We start from the raw sequence: 19,314 nt of genomic DNA, 5'->3' as shown, positions 1-19,314 counted from the left end.
ACCGCAACCGGGCCTCGCCCTCTCCCCCGCAGCAGCCCTGCCACCCCGTCTGCGCCAGGGTATCGATGGAGCTGCTGAAGTGTCTCCTTGCTGCCTGTCCCGATATCGGAAGGAGGCTTAACCGATATCAACTGTTTTCTTTCTGTCAGCAAATGGAACCAAGTTCTTCGAATTCATGGAAAAGCTGTTGCGGGAATGCGCCAAGCAAGGCGCTTCAAACGCTGTCCTTCGGCATTTTCCGATTGTTTATTCGAATTAATTCTATAATAGATTCCGGTATTTACCCGTTTTTTCAGGCCGTTGGCCTAGGTCCTGCCGGCGCCCTGTTCCGATGAAACATTCACATTCCCTGCTGCTGGCCGTTGGTCTGCTGTGTTGCGTGAACCTGCAGACGCAGGCCGCCTCGTCGACCGGCAACCTTGATATTTCCGCCATCGTGCCCTCGCAATGCGTGGTGCAGAGTGCCGCCCTGCCCTTCGGCACCTACGCCGCCGGGGCCGTGCAGCAAAATGCCCAGATCGGCGTGCACTGTTCCAATGGCACCAGCTACACCGTGAGCCTGGATGCCGGCACCGGCAGCGGCGCCAGCGTGGCCAGCCGCAAGCTCAGCACGGCCGATGGCGTCAACACCCTCAACTACGGGCTCTACCAGGATGCCGGCCGCACTCGTGCCTGGGGCAACAGCAATGGCAGCGATACGGTCTCAGGGGTTGGCAACGGCAGCAGCCAGAGCCTCCCTGTCTACGGCTACATCCCGGGCGGCCAGACCGTGCGCGCGGGGAGCTACAGCGACGTGGTGGCGATCACCCTTTCCTACTGATCCCCGGTGACTGGTCGGGGTGCGCCGGCTCAGCGCCGGTGACGCAGCAAATGCAATATGCAATGGCGTGGGCTTTCTTCGAAGCCACGCCTTTTTGTATGCCCGCCCACCTGCTCAGCAGTTACCTTACAGAAAACTATTTGTTGATTATTGGTCACATTCGTAGCTGAAATGTAACTCTCTTCACACTTGTTGTCCTGTTTCGTTTTAATCTAGAAAGAAACTGACAATGGTCTGACAACCAGAGTGGAGATGCCGTAGCGTGAAAAAATCAGCATCCGGATGGGGACAAGGTCTGCGCTTGTTGGCGCTGGCCGGCATGGCGGCGATGGGGGTGGTGCAGGCGGCGTGGGCCTCCAACTTCGAGATTGCGCCAGTGGTATTGGAGTTGTCGTCTTCGCGTACGGCCGGCGTGATCAAGATCGTCAACAACGACAATCACAACGTTTCCCTGCAACTGCGCGCCTACGACTGGAACCAGGCTGACAGCAAGGATGAACTGCAGCCCTCGCAGAACCTGATCCTCAGCCCGCCGGTATTCAACCTCGCGCCCGGCGCCTCGCAGGTGATCCGGGTAGTGGCCAAACAGCCCGCCGCCAGCAATGAGATCGCCTATCGCCTGCTGATCGATGAAATCCCCTCGGCCACCGAAGGGGCCGCCATCAACTTCAAGTTCCGCATTTCCATGCCGGTCTTCATTGCGCCGGTCGGCTCGCCCAGGGCCCAGCTGGAATACCAGTTGCGCGCCGGCAAGCCGCTGCGCCTGCTGGTGGAAAACAGCGGCAACCGGCGCGCGCGACTGCTGGACCTGGCCCTGACCCTGCCCAATGGCAAGAAGCTCAGCGCCCCGGCCGGCGGCAATCCTTACACCCTGGCCGGCATCACCCGGCAGTACCTGATCGAGACCGATACCCCGCTTGCCGTGGGCAGCCGAGTCAAGCTGACTGCCAACAGCGATGCCGGGCCGATTGATGCCGAACTGACCGTGGCGCCTTGATTCGCACGACACATTGGCTCCTGTCCCTCACCGTGGCCACGCTCATGGCCATGGCAACGCTGGCGCGAGCAGCCACTGCTGAGCCGGGCGACGAGATCCTGCTGCTGGAAGTCTCCATCAACGGTCGCGCAACGAACCTGGTGGCGCAGTTCACCCGGCGCCAGCAAGTGCTTTACGTCACTGCAGCGGAGTTGCGCAGCCTCAAGCTGCGGGTCGATGGTGCTGACGAGGACCTCATCGCCCTGCGCGCACTGGCGACTGCCGTCGACCTCGACGAGGCCGGCGCCAAGATCAACCTCATGGTCCCGGCCCGTTTCATGAACACCACCGACATCGACGCTGCCAGCATTGCCAGCAAAGTGCCCCTGTCACCCGGCGCAAGCGGTCTGGTGCTCAATTACGACCTGCTGGCCTCCAGCAGTCAGCGCCAGCATGCGCTGGGCGGACTGTTCGATGCGCGCTGGTTCTCCGGCAGCAGTGTCTTCAGTTCGACCGGCCTGGGCTATACCGGCAACAGCGGCGGCGTGTCAGCCCGGCTGGAGTCGACCTACACCTATTCGGAACCGGCCACCCTGACCCGCTATCGCGTCGGCGACGTCATCAACGGCAGCCTGGCGTGGAGCCGCTCGGTGCGCCTGGGCGGTTTCCAGTATGCCTCCGACTTCAACCTGCGGCCGGACCTGGTGCGCTTTCCCACACCGTCCCTGGGCGGGGAAACGGTGGTGCCGTCCACCGTCGACCTGTTCGTCAATGGCGTGCGCCAGCTCTCCCAGCCGGTACCACCCGGTCCCTTCGAGATCCGCCAGCCCCCCATCGCCAGCGGCGCCGGGCAGATCGCCGTGGCGGTGACCGATGAACTGGGCCGCCAGACCTTCCGCACCATCAACTTCTACGCCACCGACCGGTTGTTGAAGCCAGGGCTGTCCTCCTATTCCGCCGAGGGTGGCTGGGTGCGGCGCAACTATGGGCTGCGCAGCAATGACTATGGGCAGTTCGCGCTATCCGGGACGGCGCGCCATGGCATGAGCGACTGGCTCACGCTGGAAGGCCACGCCGAAGCCATGCGCAGCCTCAAGCTGGCCGGCGGGGGCGCGGTCTTCAACCTGGGTAACCGCGCGGTGCTGGCAAGCTCGCTGGCCGCCAGCAGCAGCGAAGGCAATTCCGGCCAGCAAATGGCGCTGGCCATCGAACGCAATGCCGACCCGGTGAGCCTGTCCCTGTCGCGCACGCAGTCCACCCGCGGCTACCAGGATATCGGCGCGCTGCAAGGGGCTCCCGTCTCGCGCAGCGCTACCCTTGCCACGCTGGGCCTGAACCTGGGGCAATACGGGTCGCTCAGCATGGCCTATGCACGCAGCAAGAGCCCGCTGCTTTTCACCGGGCTTGGTACCAGCAGCCTGGCCGACAGCGAGACCGTCACCCTGACCTGGTTCAAGTCGGTCGGCAGCAGTTCCAACTTTTATCTCACCGCCTACCGCGACTTTCGCAGCAGCGGCTACGGTGCCACCATCGGCTTGATCATCCCCTTCGGCGGGCGCGACGTGGCCGGTGCCAGCGTGAGCAACAACAACGGCCAGCGCACCAGCACGCTGCAGGCCAGCCGCTCGACGGTGGCCATCGGCGACCTCGGCTGGCAATTGCAGGATACCGAAGGCAGCTATCGCCAGCGCATCGGCCAGCTCAACTACAAGAGCCGCTACGGCAGCGTGAGTGCGGCTGCTTCGCAGTCGGCCAACGCCACCAGCCAGCGACTGGGCGCGCGTGGCGCGCTGGCCTTCATGGATGGCAGCGCCTTTGCCACCGACTGGATCGATGACAGCTTTGCGGTGGTCAATGCCAGCGGTGTCAAGAATGTCGGCATCTACAACGAGAACCGCTATGCCGGCCGGACCGACGACAACGGCCAGTTGTTGCTGACCGACCTGCGCGCCTATGACGTCAACAAGATTTCGGTGGACGTGCTGGACCTGCCGCTGACCCTGCAGCTGGATCAGTCCGACCAGTACGTGAAGCCGCGTGACCGATCCGGCGTGGTGGTGCACTTCAATGCCCGGCGCGCCTCGGATGTGACCATCGTGCTCAAAGATGCGGCTGGCGAATTCATCCCCCTGGGCGCTTCCATCCGCGTACGCGAAAGCGGCCTGCAGGCACCGGTCGGCTATGACGGCGTGAGCTACCTGCCTGAGCTGGGTCCGGTCAATACCCTGGACGTACTGCTGCCCTCGGGCGCGCGCTGCCAGGCCACCCTGACGCTGCAGGCCGGCAGCGATGGCGGCATGCGCAACGAAGTCGTGATCTGCCGTTAGTGTTGTCAGGAAATGGCCCGCATCATGGAGAGCACATGAAGAAAAATGTCCATCCCCTGCCCTTGGCCACGCTGCTGCTGCCGCTGGCATTCATGCTGGGCTGCCGCCCGGCCCAGGCTCAGCAACTCTGCTCGGCCAGCTCCAATCCGGTGTCCTTCGGCCTGTACGACCCGCAATCGAGCGCCCACCTCGACAATACCGGCAGCATCACCGTGACCTGCCAGGCCACCGTGTCGCTGCTGATCGGCTATACCGTCAAACTCAGCGCCGGCAGCAGCGGCGCCTACGCGCAGCGCAAGATGCTCAGTGGCGCCAATAGCCTGAACTACCAGGCCTACGCCGACGCCGCACGCACTTCGGTATGGGGCGACGGCTCCTCCAGTACCAGTTTTGTCACCGATGGCTACCTGCTGCAGGTCCTCACCCCGGTCAGCAAGACCTACACCGTCTATGGGCGCGTGCCGGGCAGCCAGAACGTGAAGGCCGGCAGCTATCTCGACACCCTCACGGTGCTCATCACTTACTAGGCCTGTTCATGTTCAAGCTGCGAGTGCCGACTGCATGTGAACAAGCCCTGATAAAACGGATGAGCTTGAGAAGGCTTCTCGTTGCGATTCAGGTTTTCCCTGACGTGAATTGATGATTGATAGGGAATCCCCGGATGTCGGATGCGGGCCCCGGAAATTAAAGTATCTCCATACCAACGCTGCACAGGGAAGTTCTTGCAAGGGGCGAGGACGGGGCAGCCAGACAAGGAGAAACACATGTTCTTCATCAAGAAAAACCGCTTCGTTGCTGCTTCCATCGCTGCTGTCGTGCTGGCCTCCAGCGCACCGGCTTCCATCGCGGCTACCGCCAGCGGCACGCTGACCATCAGCGCTTCGGTGGTCGCAGCCTGCACCGTGGTCGGTTCGGCCATCGCCTTTGGCGCCTACACCCAGAGCGTAGTCAACCAGAGCGGCACCATCACGGTACTCTGCACCAACGGCACGACCTACAACGTTGGCCTGGATGCCGGCACAGGTACGGGCGCAACGGTGAGCAACCGCAAGATGAGCGCGGCCGGCGGCGGCACCCTGAACTATGCGCTGTACCGCGACTCGGCTCGCACCAACAACTGGGGCTCCACCATCGGTACCGATACCCAGGCAGGCACCGGCTCGGGCCTGACCCAGACGCTGACGGTCTATGGCCAGATTCCTGCATCCCAGACACCGCTGGCCGGCGCCTACTCGGATACCGTGACACTGACCTATTGAACCAAGCCCGATGGACGAGCTGATGTGCCAGGATGACGCGCTTTTGACACCAGGATCCCGCTGCCGGCATTGCGCTGCAGCTTGACGATGTAGCAAGGCGCGGACTACAACATCAGTTGCGATGCATACCGGGGAAACCGGAGGGGGTGGGCGGTGTACTTCAGGATGAAGTACACCGTTTTTTTTCGCCCTTTTCAGCGACGTTCGTTTACAGCGGGAACACGGCCTGCACCAGTGCAGCCTGCTGCATGTAGTGAGTGCTCTTGGAGGCGGTCGGACCCGAGTCGGTATCGGGGCGCGTCACGGCCCGCAGACCTGCCTGCGTCGGCATGGCCGCCTCGATGGCATCCCGCACGCACAGCCACGCGCCCTGCTTGCGTTCTTCCTCCTGGACCCAGATCACCTCTTCCAGCTGCGGATACCCCCGCAACTGCGCGGCCAGGCTTTCCACCGGGAAGGGATGCAGTTGCTCCACGGCCAGCAGCGCGGTAGCGGTATCGCCCGCCTGGCGGCGCGCCTCCACCAGGTCATGGCTGACCTTGCCACTGCACAGCACCACCCGCCGCACCTGTGCGGCGGGCAGCGCTTGCGCATCCGGCAGCAGCGGCTGGAAGCTTCCGTGCAACAGCGCCGAGAGCGGCGACTGGGACCGCACCTCGGCATGCAGCACCGACTTGGGCGTGAAGACGACCAGCGGACGATCGCCCTGCAGCGCCTGCTGGCGCAAGAGATGGAACCATTGCGCCGAGTTCGAGGGATACGCCACGCGCATGTTCTGCTGCGCGCACAGCAGCAGCATGCGGCTCAGGTAGCCGGTCGAATGCTCCGGGCCCACGCCTTCATAGCCGTGCGGCAGCAGCACCGTCAGGGCCGAGGCATAGCCCCATTTGCCGCGCCCGGAGCTGATGTACTGGTCGATCATGATCTGCGCGCCATTGACGAAGTCGCCAAACTGGGCCTCCCAGATCACCAGCGCACCGGCGCCGGCCTGGACGCTGAACCCGTATTCGAAGCCCACCACGGCCTCTTCGCTCAGCGGCGAATTGATGACCTCCAGTGCTGCGCCGGGTGCCGCCACCTGGCGCAGCGGCCAGAAGGCCTGCTGCACGCCTTGTGCGGCATCGACCGCGTGCCAGACGGCATGGCGCTGCATGAAGGTACCGCGCTGCACATCCATGCCCGACAGCCGCAGACCCATTCCTTCCGACAGCAGGCTGGCATAGGCCATGTTTTCGGCAAAGTTCCAGCTGCAGGGATGATCGGGAGCGCTCACGCTGTCCTGCCATTGCGTGATCAGGCGGGTGATGGCCGCATGGGCGTCGAAGCCCTCGGGCAAGCGCGTCATGCGTTCGACGAATTGGCGCAGGCGCTGCAGGTCCGGTGCAACCGGGCTCGCGGCCATCGGCGTGGCCTTGGCCGCAGCAGGCGCCGCAGGGCGGCTGGCGCGAAAGCCCGCCAGGGCCTCCTGACTGCTGGCGGCCAGCAGCGCCGCCCCCTCGTGCGAGCCCGGCCAGCCGGCTTGGGCATAGAGCTGCGTGACCGGCGGATGCTTGTCGATGAAACCGTGCAGCAGCGGCTGGGTCACGGTCGCCGTATCCTGCTCGGCATGCCCCCAGCGGCGATAGCCGACCAGGTCGATCACGACATCGGCACCGAACTGCATGCGGTAGTCAAAGGCGATCCGTGCCGCCCTCAATACCGCCTCCGGCTGGTCGGCATTGACGTGCAGCACGGGCGCGCCAACGATGCGGGCGATGTCGGTGCAGTAGCCGTGATTGAGCGGATCGAGCGGATTGGGGGTGGTAAAGCCGATCTGGTTGTTGACGATCACGTGCACCGTGCCGCCCACGCCGTAACCCGCATGCTGGGCCAGCTTGAGCGACTCCATCACCACGCCCTGTCCGCAGAAGGCGGCGTCACCGTGGATCACCACCGAGGCCGGCATGGGCGATTGCGGATGCGCGCTGCGATAGCCACGCACCATGCCCAGCAGGACGGGATAGGCACTTTCCAGGTGCGAGGGATTGTGGGCCATGAACAGGCCCAGCTTGCCGTGGGCAGTGCTGCGCACGGTCTCGGCACCGAGGTGGTAAGGCAGGTCGACCGCGCCCGCGGCGGCTTGCGTGGTGCGCTTGGCGTCGAAATACGCGACGATCTCTGCCGCCGGCATCTGCATCAGGTTCACCAGCAGGTTCAGGCGACCACGATGCGGCATGGCCAGGAACAGCTGCTCCAGCTGGTAGAAACTGCTGCGCTCGACCAGTGCATCCATGAGCACCAGCAACGCTTCGCAACCCTCCAGCGAAAAACGCTTGGCCTGCGGATAGTCTTGTTGCAGGTAGTGCTCCCATTGCTCGGCGGCGGCCAGCCGGGCCAGGACGGCAGCACGTTCGCCCAGGGCCGCCTCACCACCGTGCTCGCGCGCAGCCAGGCGGGCGAAGAGCCACTGGCGCCGGCCTTCGTCGCGCACACCGCTGGCATCGAGCGCCAGCGGACCACAATAGAGGCGGCTCAGGAAATGCGTCAGTTCCTTCACGTTGGTCAGACCCAGTCCCTCCAGGAAGCGGTGCTGGCCCAAGGCCAGGTCCTCATCCTTCAGGTCATGGCTTTGCGGCAGCAAGGCGGGGATCTCCGGTACCGAGACCGTGCCCAGCGGATCGATGTCGGCGATGCGGTAGCCTTCGTGGCGATAGGCTTCGATGAAGGACTGGATGCGGGCATGGGCCAGGGCCTGGCGCGCATCGGAGATCTGTTCGGTGCTGCTGGCGTGGGCGTGGTGGAGCGTCATGAGTAACCTTTCTGGGCAAGGACGGGGACGGTGCAGCGCGCAGCGCCCTGCAGCAGCAGCGACGCACGCAACGGACGTGTCCGCTCCTGCCAGCCGGCTGCCAGGCCTTTTCCGGCCTGGTGCGGCAGCAGCTTGCAGGGGGACACTTTGTTGTTGTCGCGCCCACAGTGATGCAGCGGGCGCGGTCTCCTCGCAGATACGGGGTCAGGCGGCAGGCACGCCGCCCGGGGGAAGCCTCAGCCCTGGATCAGGGACAGCTCGGGCTGGATGATCTTTTCGCGCGGACCGTTGCGCGGGGAAGTGGCGTAGCCGCCGGCAGCGCCGTTGGCCAGCAACTCGCTGAGGCGGAAGCGGCCCATCAGCGCCGACAGCTGCTCGGCCTGCGATTGCAAGGCCTGGGAGGCGGCCGCGTTCTGTTCCACCAGGGCCGAATTTTCCTGGGTCATCTGGTCCATCTGGCTGATGGCCTGGTTGATCTGCTCGATGCCCTCGCTCTGCTCCTTGCTGGAGGCGCTGATATCGGTGATGAGGTCAGTGGCATGCTTGATGCTGGCGATGACTTCGTCGATGGTGGAGACGGTCTGTTCGACGATGGCGCTGCCGGCCTTCACATGGCCGACCGAGCCCTCGATGAGCGATTTGATTTCCTTGGCTGCCACTGCACTGCGCTGGGCCAGGCCGCGCACTTCGCTGGCCACTACCGCAAAACCACGTCCGTGCTCGCCGGCGCGCGCCGCTTCAACGGCCGCGTTCAGCGCCAGCAGGTTGGTCTGGAAGGCGATGCCATCGATGACCGTGATGATGTCGGCGATCTTGCCGGAGGAGGTGCTGATGGCCGTCATGATGTTGACCACCTGCTCCACCGAGGCCCCGCCGCGCACGGCCACATCCGAGGCCGAGACGGCCAGTTCGCTGGCTTGACGCGCATTGTCGGCGTTCTGGCGCACAGCCGAGGTGAGCTGCTCCATGGCCGAGGCGGTTTCTTCCAGCGAACTGGCTTGCTGTTCGGTGCGGTCAGACAGGCTCAGGTTGCCCTGCGCCAGCTCACGCGCGGCCATATCAATGGCGGAGGTGCCATTGCGCACGTTGGAGACGGTGTCATGCAGGTTATCGCTCATGTGCTGCAGTGCCTGCAGCAGTCGGCTGATCTCATCCTTGCCGGCGGCATTGAGGCGATACGACAGGTCGCCCTGCGCCACGGCCTCGGCCAGCACCACCGCGTGGCGCACCGGAGCGGTGATGGAGCGCGTGATGAGCACGCCGATGACCGACGCCAGCACCACGGCTACGCCTGCCAGCACGATCATCTGGATCACGGCCAGTTGTCCATCCACGGCGACCTGGTGTGAGTCTTCCACCATTTCCTGTGCCAGCGAATTGACCATCTTGTCGACCATGACGAAGTACTCCACCTGCAGGCGTGACATGTCGCCCTGGTAGAGCGTGGTCGCCTCGGTCCGCTCGCCACTCTTCATCAGTTCGAAGAACTTGCGCACGGCCACACCGTAGGCCGAGCGGGCGGTGGTCTGTTCGGCGTAGAGCGACTTGGTCTTGTCGGAATCGAGCATGCCTTCCAGCTTCTGGTAAGCCTCGGTGTTGGCCTTGCGCAGGCCGGCGTAGTCATCCATGTACTTCGCCGAGGCCTCGGGCGCGGTCGCCAGCAAGATGTTGGACAGCAATGCATTGGCCTTGTAGCCATTGTTCTTGATCTGGTTGCTCAAGGCGATGAGCTGGTATTTCTCGTTGACGATGCTGTTGATTTCAGCATTGTTGGAAGCCTGGTTCCTGATGCCCACCATGGCCGTGACCACGATCAGCAGCAAAACTACTGCAAACGCGGCGCCCAGGCGGACGCCGATATTGAAATTGGCGAGCTTCATCGCTACCCCCTTGTTGATCCCATTTGATGTCCACGTGCAGGCCCTGGCCGGACGACGCTGCCCCGCGCCGTCACTCATTGCCCTGCTTGCCCATGACACTGCACCACTTTGCGAATCCGCAATGCGTTTCGTGGGTTCTCTTCACATCTTTGGGGAGCGGCTCTTGCCCTTCTTCCTCGGCTCGCATGCAGCGGGCCGGGTTCCCTCAAAAACATTGTCTGCCCCGGCTGTGCCGGTCTCCTGTTTTTTCAGAAACTGCAAATTCGAGACCAGTGTAAACATTTCCATGTGGAAAAGTACTTGAAACTCACATTTATTTGATACGTGTGGCGTAATTTTCTCAGATCGGATTCATGCGGCGAGTGAGAGAAAATTCATCTGCAAAAACAAAAACGCCCCGTTCTTACGAACGAGGCGTTTTATTTGGCGGAGCGGACGGGGCTCTCCTACACAAGCGCAGGCCGCGGAATCGCTTGCAAGCGATTCCCTTCTCGCCCAGCCGGGAGCCGCGCAGGCGGCTCCCTCCACTCCGCAGGTTTTTGCTTCGCAAAAACAAAAACGCCTCATTCTTTCGAATGAGGCGTTTTATTTGGCGGAGCGGACGGGGCTCGAACCCGCGACCCCCGGCGTGACAGGCCGGTATTCTAACCAACTGAACTACCGCTCCTAAACTGGTGCCGACTGCAAGATGCTGGTGGGCGCTGAGAGGCTCGAACTCCCGACCTAAGCCTTGTAAGGGCTCCGCTCTACCAACTGAGCTAAGCGCCCCGGCAAACTTGACAGTCTCGTTGCTTTGTTACCTCAGCAACGAAAGAACATTATTTTATAGCATCTTTTAAAGCTTTGCCAGCTTTAAATTTAGGAACCTTCGATGCCTTGATCTTCAGGGCAGCCCCCGTCTGCGGATTGCGGCCCGTCCGCGCAGCGCGCTTGCCCACGGCGAAGGTCCCGAAACCTACCAGGGTGACCGTGCCGTTCTTCTTCAGCGTGTTCTTCACTGCACCAATGAATGCGTCTATCGCACGTCCCGCTGCTGCCTTGGAGATGTCGGCCTCGCCGGCAATGTGCTCAATCAGTTCGCCTTTATTCACTTACGCCCCTCGAACAAGTTTCTGGTTGTTTGATTTCAAACGACGGTGCCTCGGCTCCAACACATCGCGACAGAGCCCTCCACACCATCGCTTGCCTGACGGAAATTTTCCGCAGCGGCTATTAAACAAGCCCGTCCAGAGCCCTGTCAAGCCAAGCTGCAGGCTTGATGCGATTTTCAGTGAGATTTTCAAGCTCATTCCCATGAGCCGATACATGAATCCTTTTGGCACATAAAAAAGGCGCCTCAACTGAGGCGCCTTTCAAGGCGGAAGACTCCCGCCGGATCAATGCTTCACCACCGGATCCGTCGCGCCTTCCTTGGGCTTGACGGCCGCTTCGACAATGGCTTCATCTTCCGTCAGCGGAACCGGCTGGCGTTCCAGCGCGACTTCCAGGACCTTGTCGATCCAGCGCACCGGAATGATCTCCAGCTTGTTCTTGACGTTGTCCGGAATCTCGGCCAGATCCTTCACATTCTGCTCAGGAATCAGGACGGTCTTGATGCCGCCACGATGCGCCGCCAGCAGCTTTTCCTTCAGACCACCGATGGGCAGCACTTCGCCGCGCAGCGTGATTTCACCAGTCATCGCCACATCAGCCCGCACCGGAATGCCGCTGAAGATGGACACCAGCGCCGTGGTCATCGCGATACCCGCCGACGGACCATCCTTGGGCGTCGCACCTTCCGGCACGTGGATGTGGATGTCGCTCTTCTCGAACACTTCGTTCTTGATGCCCAGCTTGCGGGCACGGCTGCGGACCACGGTACGTGCGGCTTCGATCGATTCCTTCATCACGTCACCCAGGGTACCGGTGCGGATGATCTGGCCCTTGCCGGGCATGTTCACCGCTTCGATGGTCAGCAGGTCGCCACCGACTTCGGTCCATGCCAGGCCGACCACCTGGCCGATCTGGTTTTCCTTCTCGGCGATGCCGAAGTCATAGCGACGCACGCCCAGGAACTTGTCCAGGTTGCGCGAGGTGACGGTGACCTTCTTCTCCTGCTTCTTGAGCAGCAGCAGCTTGACCACCTTGCGGCAAATCTTCGAGACTTCGCGTTCCAGCGAACGCACACCGGCTTCACGGGTGTAGTAGCGGATGATGTCGCGGATGGCCGATTCGGCCACGCTGATCTCGCCTTCCTTCAGGCCGTTGTTCTTGATCTGCTTGGGCAGCAGGTAACGCTGCGCAATGCTGGTCTTCTCGTCCTCGGTGTAACCCGACAGGCGGATCACTTCCATCCGGTCCAGCAGCGCCGGCGGGATGTTGAAGGAGTTCGAGGTCGCCACGAACATCACGTCCGACAGGTCGAAATCGACTTCGATGTAGTGGTCGGAGAAGGTGTGGTTCTGCTCCGGATCCAGCACTTCCAGCAGGGCCGACGACGGATCGCCACGGAAATCCATGCCCAGCTTGTCGATTTCATCCAGCAGGAACAGCGGATTGCGCACGCCGACCTTGGACAGGCTCTGCAGGATCTTGCCCGGCATGGAACCGATGTAGGTGCGGCGGTGGCCACGAATCTCGGCTTCATCGCGCACGCCGCCCAGCGCCATGCGCACGAACTTGCGGTTCGTCGCACGGGCGATGGACTGGCCCAGCGAGGTCTTGCCCACGCCCGGAGGACCGACGAAGCACAGGATCGGTGCCTTCAGCTTGTCCACGCGCTGTTGCACGGCGAGGTATTCCAGAATGCGTTCCTTGACCTTCTCCAGACCATAGTGATCGCCTTCGAGGACCTTCTCGGCATTGGTGAGGTCATTGTTGACCTTGGACTTCTTCTTCCAGGGCAGCGCCACCAGCGTGTCGATGTAGTTGCGCACCACGGTCGCTTCAGCCGACATGGGCGACATGAGCTTCAACTTCTTGAGCTCGGATTGCGCCTTTTCCAGGGCTTCCTTGGGCATCTTGGCGGCGGCGATCTTCTTTTCCAGCTCTTCCAGATCGGCACCGTCTTCGCCTTCGCCCAGTTCCTTCTGGATGGCCTTGACCTGTTCGTTCAGGTAGTACTCGCGCTGCGACTTTTCCATCTGGCGCTTGACGCGTCCACGGATACGCTTCTCCACCTGCAGGATGTCCAGTTCGCCTTCCAGCTGGCCCAGCAGATGCTCGTAGCGCTTGGTGACGTTGAAAATCTCCAGGATCACCTGCTTCTGCTCAAGCTTGAGCGGCAGATGCGCGGCGATGGTGTCGGCCAGGCGGCCGGCGTCGTCGATACCGGCCAGCGAGGTCAGGATCTCGGGCGGGATCTTCTTGTTCAGCTTCACGTACTGGTCGAACTGCTGCACGATGGTACGGCGCATGGCTTCGACTTCAGCCTCGTCGCCCTGCTCGGATTCGACCGGGGTCAGTTCGGCGACGAAGTGGGTTTCCAGTTCGCTGATGTGATGGATGCGGGCACGCTGCGCGCCCTCGACCAGCACCTTCACGGTGCCGTCAGGCAGCTTCAGCATCTGCAGGATATTGGCCACGCAGCCGATTTCATAAATGTCTTCGGCCGAAGGCTCATCCTTGGCAGCCGCCTTCTGGGCTGCCAGCATGATGCTCTTGCCTTGCTCCATGGCCGCTTCCAGCGCCTTGATCGACTTCGGGCGGCCGACGAAGAGCGGGATCACCATATGCGGGAAGACAACCACATCCCGTAAGGGCAACAGCGGCAATTGCGATTGTTCTGTGAGTATAGGAGTCGTCATGGCGGGCCTTATCAATAAGTACTGTGAATGATGTTGGCACGAGTGACCAAAACACAAGTCCGGCGGAATAAATATTCACCAGCTGCGCGTTGTCATGATCGCAACAAAATAAAAAAGCCACACGCGAAGCTAGCTCCGGGTGGCTTTTCGATGGAAGCCAGTAATGTGCGCCGGTTTATTTTACCGTGTTTGCGGTGACCGGACTTCGTGGTGGCTTCTTGCTACCGGAAGGCCCCGGATGAGGCCTTCCTTTTCCTGCTCTTTACTCTTTACTGTTTACTTCACCTGCCGGGACAATCAACCACCCGACACCTTCGGCTGGTCGTGATAGATCAACAGCGGCTTGGCGCCGTTGGTGATGGTGTTTTCGTCGACCACCACCTTGGCCACGTTCTGCTCGCTCGGAAGTTCATACATCACATCCAGCAGGGCGTGCTCAAGGATGGACCGCAAGCCACGTGCGCCGGTCTTGCGCGCCAGGGCCTTCTTGGCGATGGCATGCATGGCGGCCGGACGGATTTCCAGCTCGGCGCCTTCCATCTGCAACAGCTTGGCATATTGCTTGATGAGCGCATTCTTGGGCTCGACCAGGATCTGGATCAGGGCTTCCTCATCCAGCTCGTTCAAGGTGGCGATCACCGGCAGACGGCCGACCAGTTCCGGGATCAGGCCGAACTTGACCAGATCTTCCGGCTCGGCATTCAACAGCACTTCCGAATTGCTCTTCTGGGTCTGGCTCTTGACGCTGGCCGAGAAACCGATGCCGCTCTTCTCGGAACGGTCGGAAATGATCTTGGCCAGGCCATCGAAGGCGCCGCCGCAGATGAACATGATGTTGGTCGTGTCGATCTGCACGAAGTCCTGGTTCGGATGCTTGCGGCCACCCTGCGGAGGCACCGAAGCCATGGTGCCTTCGATCAGCTTCAGGAGGGCCTGCTGCACGCCTTCACCGGAGACGTCGCGGGTGATGGAGGGGTTGTCCGACTTGCGCGAAATCTTGTCGATCTCGTCGATGTAGACGATGCCCTTCTGGGCTTTCTCGACTTCGTAATTGCAGTTTTGCAGCAGCTTCTGGATGATGTTCTCGACGTCCTCGCCGACATAGCCGGCTTCGGTCAGGGTGGTCGCATCCGCGATCACGAACGGGACGTTGAGCATGCGCGCCAGGGTCTGTGCCAGCAGCGTCTTGCCGGAGCCGGTGGGGCCGACCAGCAGGATGTTGCTCTTGGCCAGTTCGACGTCATCCTTCTTGCCGAGGTGCTTCAAGCGCTTGTAGTGGTTGTAGACCGCCACCGACAGGATGCGCTTGGCGGTAGCCTGTCCGATCACGTACTGGTCCAGCAGGTCGGTGATTTCCTGCGGGGTCGGCAGATCCGACTTGGTGCCGGTAACGCTCTCCACGCTGGCGGCTTCATCACGGATGATGTCGTTGCACAGATCGATGCATTCGTCGCAGATGAAGACCGAAGGACCGGCGATGAGCTTCTTCACTTCATGCTGGCTTTTGCCGCAGAAGGAGCAGTAAAGCAGTTTTTCGCCGCTGGAAGATTTTTTCTCGGACATAGAGCTACTAGAGTAAAAGTTACGACCCGATCATACCCGCGAAATCCGGATTCGTCACGGCTTGGTCATTTTTGATGTCCCAAATTGCTTCACAGGACTGCCGTATGACCGTTATATGTCAGCCCAGGTGCCATTTATCAAGCAAACAGAACCCAAAAAGCCGCTCTGTGCCAATTTCGTCAAAATTTGGCCAAAAAAAATGCCCGAACCGTATTACGTTCGGGCATTTTTTCGCGTTGGATGGTCGCCAATGCGATGACGCAAACTCAAGCGCGCTGGGTCAGCACCTGGTCGATCAGGCCATATTCCGCGGCGGCCTCGGCCGACATGAAATTGTCGCGATCGGTGTCCTTGCTGATCTGCTCGACGCTACGGCCGGTCTTTTCAGCGAGGATGGTGTTCAGGCGTTCACGCAGGTACAGGATTTCACGTGCCTGGATCTCGATATCCGATGCCTGGCCCTGGGCGCCGCCCAGGGGCTGGTGAATCATGATGCGCGAGTTCGGCAGCGAGAAACGCTTGCCCTTGGCGCCGGCAGCCAGCAGGAAAGCCCCCATGGACGCGGCCAGACCCGTGCACAGCGTCGACACTTGCGGCTTGATGAATTGCATCGTGTCGAAGATCGCCATGCCGGCCGAGACCGAACCGCCAGGCGAATTGATGTACAGGGAAATGTCCTTGTCCGGGTTTTCGCTTTCCAGGAACAGCAGCTGGGCCACGATCAGGTTGGCCATCGCATCATTGACCGGTCCGACCAGGAAAATGATGCGTTCCTTCAGCAGGCGCGAATAGATGTCGTAAGCACGTTCGCCACGACCACTCTGTTCGATCACCATCGGCACCATGCCGAGCATTTGCGTATCCAGTGCAGATTGCTTCATCAGACCTGTCATGTATGCATCCTTAAGCGTAAGAGTTTTCTGATACTACTAGAGAAAACCGGATTACGCTTGCGCCTGATTACCCATCAGTTCGTCGAACGAAACCGGCTTTTCCGAGACCTTGGCCTTGCCGAGAACGTAGTTGACGACGTTTTCTTCCAAAACAAGAGCTTCGACTTCAGCCAGGCGGCGACGGTCGGAGAAGTAGTACTTCAGCACTTGTTGCGGATCTTCGTAGCTCTGGGCGAAATCTTCGATCTGCGCCTTGACCTGTTCTTCGGTGGCTTCCAGCTTGTTCTGCTTGACCACTTCAGCCAGGATCAGACCCAGGCGCACGCGGCGCTCGGCCTGGGCGGTGAACAGTTCCTTGGGCAGTTGCATGACCTTCGGGTCCATGCCGCGCTGGGCCATGTCCTGACGGGCCATTTCGGACAGGCGCTCGACGTCCTGATCGATCAGGGCCTTGGGCACTTCCAGTTCCGACGCCTTGATCAGGGCGTTCATGACGCTGTCCTTGGTCTTGGCCTTGGTGCGGGCGGTGACTTCGCGCTCCAGGTTCTTCTTGATGTCTTCGCGCATCTTGGTCAGGTCGCCGTCTTCGATGCCCAGGGATTGGGCGAAGACTGCATCGACTTCAGGCATGTGGGCCCATTCGATCTTCTTGACGGTGATGGTGAATTCAGCGGTCTTGCCGGCCACGTCCTTGCCGTGATAGTCCTCAGGGAAAGCCAGCGGGAAGGACTTCGACTCGCCGACCTTCAGGCCGATGGTCGCTGCTTCGAATTCCGGCAGCATGCGGCCTTCGCCCAGCACGAACGGGAAGGCATCGGCCTTGCCGCCTTGGAATTCGACGCCGTCGATCTTGCCGACGAAGTCCACGGTCACGCGGTCGCCGTTCTGGGCCGATTGGTCGGCACCGCCGTCGCCGTGCGCGCCTTGCTCGCCCTTGACGTGGTAGTGCACGCGCTGCTTGCGCAGGATGTCGATGGTCTTGTCGATTTCGGCGTCGGAGACGGCTGCGGTGGTCTTCTCGACTTCAGCGCCGGACAGGTCGCCCAGGGTGACTTCCGGATAGACTTCGAAGGTGGCGTCGAAGGCCAGCTTGCCTTCACCGGCTTCTTCGCTGGTCTTGGGTTCGATGCGGGGGAAACCAGCCACGCGCAGGTTGTTTTCGACAGCGGCGTCGTTGAATGCGCGGCCGACCTTGTCGTTCAGGACTTCGGTTTCGACCTGGTAGCCGAACTGGGCGGCAACCATCTTCATCGGCACTTTACCCGGACGGAAACCCGGTGCCTTGGCGGTACGGGCGCGCACCTTCAGGCGCTTTTCCACTTCAGCCTGAACATCGGCCAGCGGGAAAGACAGGGTCATACGACGTTCGAGTTTGCTCAGGGTTTCGACTGCAGTTGCCATTTAAATCGTCCAAATGTTAAGAATTCCGTAAGCCGGAGCATGCTGTCTTCCATCCCAATCATCAGACTGCAGACGAAAAGCGCCCTGCCCGGCCGCGCTAAAGCTCGCTATTTTATACGCAAAAAGCGCCGATAGTCCAAAAATGGGCTTGCCACGCTGCAAAGAGCGGCAAATCCCCTCCAAAGCCCGCAGGACCAGCCCCGGCGCGGCCCGCCAACGCGCTACCGCCGCTGATGGATTGCCTGCCGGCAAAGTCCGGCGTAAAGAATTTAGAGAATTTCCCTCATTTCACCGGAATCGGCGTGGAAGGTGCCACCGGCACGGCGGTCACCGCGTTCATTGGGCTGCCATCGATGAGCTTGTCGGAATAGGTCAGGTAGACCAGCGTATTGCGCTTGGTATCGACCACGCGCACCACGTGCAGGCGCTTGAACAGAATCGACATGCGCTCGCTGAAGACATCTTCCTGGACCGGCAGCTTGTCCTGGAATTGCAGGGTCGGTGCCACCTGGCGGCAGGCGATGGAGGCTTCGGACTTGTCCTCGGCCAGGCCAACCGTGCCTTTCACGCCGCCGGTGCGGGCGCGCGAGACGTAACAGGTCACGCCGACCACCTTGGGATCATCATAGGCTTCGATGACCACGCGGTCGTTCTTGCCGAGCCAGCGGAAGGCCGTGCTGACATCGGCCAGCTCTTCGGCCGAGGCGGCATGTGGAACAGCGGCGGCGATTGCGAAGAAGGAGAACATCGCGCCAACCAGGGCGCGTGCTTGATGGTTCATGAGGATGCCCGGATAAAGTGAATCAAACAGAGAAAAAGACAGACAACAGTGCGATAGACCGCCGTACGCAGGCATTGTTCAGCTTGAGCGCTGTGCCGCCGCGGTGGGACGGCGACGTCGACGGGGAGCAAGCAGCGTCAGTCTTCGATCTTCTCGAAACGCGGCACCTGCCTGCCCTCGACGTCCACCATCTCGAAGAAGGCCGTGCGTGGACGCAGCCAGAGCCGGCCATCGGCGGCGCGGTAGACGATCATGGGAGTCAGGTCGGCCTCGAGGATGGCCTCGTCGATATATTCATAAATGCCGCCCTTGTAGTGACGATAACGTGTCATGGGAATCCTGCCCGGTAATAAGACAGGCGGCATGGTACTACCGATGGGCGGCGACGAGAAAATGTCCCCACAGAAAAACGCCCACAGTGACAACACCTTGCAGTACAATGGCGCGCTTTGACGAATTGCTACCTGCATCGGTAGCGGCAGGTCTGCGGCGCACCCGCTGCCAGACTGCTATCGCACCGGTGCCCGACACCTTCAGCGAGGATGGCGAAATTGGTAGACGCACCAGGTTTAGGTCCTGACGCCAGCAATGGTGTGGGGGTTCGAGTCCCCCTCCTCGCACCAAAAAAACCCTTAAAATCAATAACTTGAAGATTTTAGGCCGCCATTATTTTAGGAATGTTTTGGCACAGTAAACCCAACATCAGGACAAGCTGATTGGGGACTGGTGAAACAAAGAGGCCTATATGTTGAATTGCACTAAAAACTGACCCACTTTCCCCGGAAATTTGCATCCTAAGTTGACCCATGTTTAGACCACAATCCTGCTCATGACAGCGAGC

At 61.1% G+C, this 19,314-nt stretch carries 15 protein-coding genes and 3 tRNA genes; 6 read left to right on the top strand and 12 right to left on the bottom strand.

Annotation, left to right across the window (positions count from 1 at the left end):
- Positions 1–331: 331 nt before the first annotated feature.
- The 5 genes from CEJ45_RS06285 (at position 332) to CEJ45_RS06265 (ending at position 5,382) form a co-directional block, all read left to right on the top strand.
- Positions 332–820, top strand: a complete 489-nt coding sequence (locus CEJ45_RS06285; RefSeq protein ID WP_088754326.1) for a Csu type fimbrial protein — start codon at positions 332–334, stop codon at positions 818–820.
- Positions 821–1,082: 262 nt separating this feature from the next.
- Positions 1,083–1,817 carry a fimbrial biogenesis chaperone gene (locus CEJ45_RS06280; protein ID WP_241517289.1) on the top strand — a complete coding sequence of 245 codons (735 nt, stop codon included), beginning with the start codon at positions 1,083–1,085 and terminating at the stop codon, positions 1,815–1,817.
- Entirely contained in the window at positions 1,814–4,123 is a 2,310-nt protein-coding gene (locus CEJ45_RS06275; protein ID WP_241517288.1) for a fimbria/pilus outer membrane usher protein, read from the top strand. Before CEJ45_RS06280 ends, CEJ45_RS06275 begins: the two co-directional genes overlap by 4 nt.
- Positions 4,124–4,158: 35 nt before the next feature.
- Positions 4,159–4,650: a Csu type fimbrial protein gene (locus CEJ45_RS06270; protein ID WP_088754325.1), complete on the top strand. Its 492-nt coding sequence runs from the start codon at positions 4,159–4,161 to the stop codon at positions 4,648–4,650.
- Between the two features lie 237 nt (positions 4,651–4,887).
- The gene (locus tag CEJ45_RS06265) at positions 4,888–5,382 is read left to right on the top strand and encodes a Csu type fimbrial protein (protein WP_088754324.1); all 495 of its coding nucleotides are present in this window, start codon (positions 4,888–4,890) and stop codon (positions 5,380–5,382) included.
- A gap of 208 nt (positions 5,383–5,590) precedes the next feature.
- On the opposite strand, the gene CEJ45_RS06260 is transcribed toward CEJ45_RS06265, so the two are convergent.
- The 11 genes from CEJ45_RS06260 to CEJ45_RS06210 all read right to left on the bottom strand — a co-directional run bounded on the left by CEJ45_RS06260 (position 5,591) and on the right by CEJ45_RS06210 (position 18,805).
- Positions 5,591–8,170, bottom strand: coding sequence for a 2-oxoglutarate dehydrogenase E1 component (locus CEJ45_RS06260; protein WP_088754323.1), 2,580 nt, complete (start codon positions 8,168–8,170; stop codon positions 5,591–5,593).
- Between the two features lie 236 nt (positions 8,171–8,406).
- Positions 8,407–10,050 carry a methyl-accepting chemotaxis protein gene (locus CEJ45_RS06255; RefSeq protein ID WP_088754322.1) on the bottom strand — a complete coding sequence of 548 codons (1,644 nt, stop codon included), beginning with the start codon at positions 10,048–10,050 and terminating at the stop codon, positions 8,407–8,409.
- Between the two features lie 590 nt (positions 10,051–10,640).
- A tRNA-Asp gene (locus CEJ45_RS06250) sits at positions 10,641–10,717 on the bottom strand.
- Between the two features lie 25 nt (positions 10,718–10,742).
- Positions 10,743–10,818: transfer RNA gene (locus CEJ45_RS06245), tRNA-Val, on the bottom strand.
- A 50-nt stretch (positions 10,819–10,868) separates the two neighbouring features.
- The gene (locus tag CEJ45_RS06240; RefSeq protein ID WP_088754321.1) at positions 10,869–11,141 is read right to left on the bottom strand and encodes an HU family DNA-binding protein; all 273 of its coding nucleotides are present in this window, start codon (positions 11,139–11,141) and stop codon (positions 10,869–10,871) included.
- A gap of 285 nt (positions 11,142–11,426) precedes the next feature.
- Positions 11,427–13,835 carry an endopeptidase La gene (gene lon, locus CEJ45_RS06235; protein WP_088754320.1) on the bottom strand — a complete coding sequence of 803 codons (2,409 nt, stop codon included), beginning with the start codon at positions 13,833–13,835 and terminating at the stop codon, positions 11,427–11,429.
- Positions 13,836–14,132: 297 nt separating this feature from the next.
- Positions 14,133–15,398: an ATP-dependent Clp protease ATP-binding subunit ClpX gene (gene clpX, locus CEJ45_RS06230; protein WP_039787216.1), complete on the bottom strand. Its 1,266-nt coding sequence runs from the start codon at positions 15,396–15,398 to the stop codon at positions 14,133–14,135.
- 266 nt (positions 15,399–15,664) lie between these two features.
- Positions 15,665–16,291 carry an ATP-dependent Clp endopeptidase proteolytic subunit ClpP gene (clpP, locus tag CEJ45_RS06225; protein ID WP_034341328.1) on the bottom strand — a complete coding sequence of 209 codons (627 nt, stop codon included), beginning with the start codon at positions 16,289–16,291 and terminating at the stop codon, positions 15,665–15,667.
- 51 nt (positions 16,292–16,342) lie between these two features.
- Positions 16,343–17,692, bottom strand: a complete 1,350-nt coding sequence (gene tig, locus CEJ45_RS06220) for a trigger factor (RefSeq protein ID WP_034350407.1) — start codon at positions 17,690–17,692, stop codon at positions 16,343–16,345.
- A 283-nt stretch (positions 17,693–17,975) separates the two neighbouring features.
- Entirely contained in the window at positions 17,976–18,473 is a 498-nt protein-coding gene (locus tag CEJ45_RS06215; protein ID WP_088754319.1) for a CreA family protein, read from the bottom strand.
- Positions 18,474–18,610: 137 nt separating this feature from the next.
- Positions 18,611–18,805: a DUF1653 domain-containing protein gene (locus CEJ45_RS06210; protein WP_088754318.1), complete on the bottom strand. Its 195-nt coding sequence runs from the start codon at positions 18,803–18,805 to the stop codon at positions 18,611–18,613.
- Positions 18,806–19,009: 204 nt separating this feature from the next.
- Here CEJ45_RS06210 and CEJ45_RS06205 point away from each other — a divergent pair.
- A tRNA-Leu gene (locus CEJ45_RS06205) sits at positions 19,010–19,096 on the top strand.
- Between the two features lie 32 nt (positions 19,097–19,128).
- Here CEJ45_RS06205 and CEJ45_RS25020 read toward each other — a convergent pair.
- Positions 19,129–19,314: hypothetical protein (locus tag CEJ45_RS25020; protein ID WP_206601735.1), on the bottom strand; the 186-nt coding region annotated here is incomplete at its 5' end.

The sequence above is a fragment of the Herbaspirillum aquaticum genome (genome assembly GCF_002213425.1).
In the GTDB taxonomy this organism is placed as follows: Bacteria; Pseudomonadota; Gammaproteobacteria; order Burkholderiales; family Burkholderiaceae_D; genus Herbaspirillum; species Herbaspirillum aquaticum.
This window is presented reverse-complemented; position numbering and strand designations above follow the sequence as displayed.

What these genes read in the sequence shown, in the direction of transcription:
- CEJ45_RS06285 (WP_088754326.1), top strand. Translation starts at nt 332, where the DNA reads ATGAAACATTCACATTCCCTGCTGCTGGCCGTTGGTCTGCTGTGTTGC.
- CEJ45_RS06270 (WP_088754325.1), top strand. Translation starts at nt 4,159, where the DNA reads ATGAAGAAAAATGTCCATCCCCTGCCCTTGGCCACGCTGCTGCTGCCG.
- CEJ45_RS06265 (WP_088754324.1), top strand. Translation starts at nt 4,888, where the DNA reads ATGTTCTTCATCAAGAAAAACCGCTTCGTTGCTGCTTCCATCGCTGCT.
- CEJ45_RS06260 (WP_088754323.1), bottom strand. Translation starts at nt 8,170, where the DNA reads ATGACGCTCCACCACGCCCACGCCAGCAGCACCGAACAGATCTCCGAT.
- CEJ45_RS06255 (WP_088754322.1), bottom strand. Translation starts at nt 10,050, where the DNA reads ATGAAGCTCGCCAATTTCAATATCGGCGTCCGCCTGGGCGCCGCGTTT.
- lon (WP_088754320.1), bottom strand. Translation starts at nt 13,835, where the DNA reads ATGACGACTCCTATACTCACAGAACAATCGCAATTGCCGCTGTTGCCC.
- clpX (WP_039787216.1), bottom strand. Translation starts at nt 15,398, where the DNA reads ATGTCCGAGAAAAAATCTTCCAGCGGCGAAAAACTGCTTTACTGCTCC.
- clpP (WP_034341328.1), bottom strand. Translation starts at nt 16,291, where the DNA reads ATGACAGGTCTGATGAAGCAATCTGCACTGGATACGCAAATGCTCGGC.
- tig (WP_034350407.1), bottom strand. Translation starts at nt 17,692, where the DNA reads ATGGCAACTGCAGTCGAAACCCTGAGCAAACTCGAACGTCGTATGACC.
- CEJ45_RS06215 (WP_088754319.1), bottom strand. Translation starts at nt 18,473, where the DNA reads ATGAACCATCAAGCACGCGCCCTGGTTGGCGCGATGTTCTCCTTCTTC.
- CEJ45_RS06210 (WP_088754318.1), bottom strand. Translation starts at nt 18,805, where the DNA reads ATGACACGTTATCGTCACTACAAGGGCGGCATTTATGAATATATCGAC.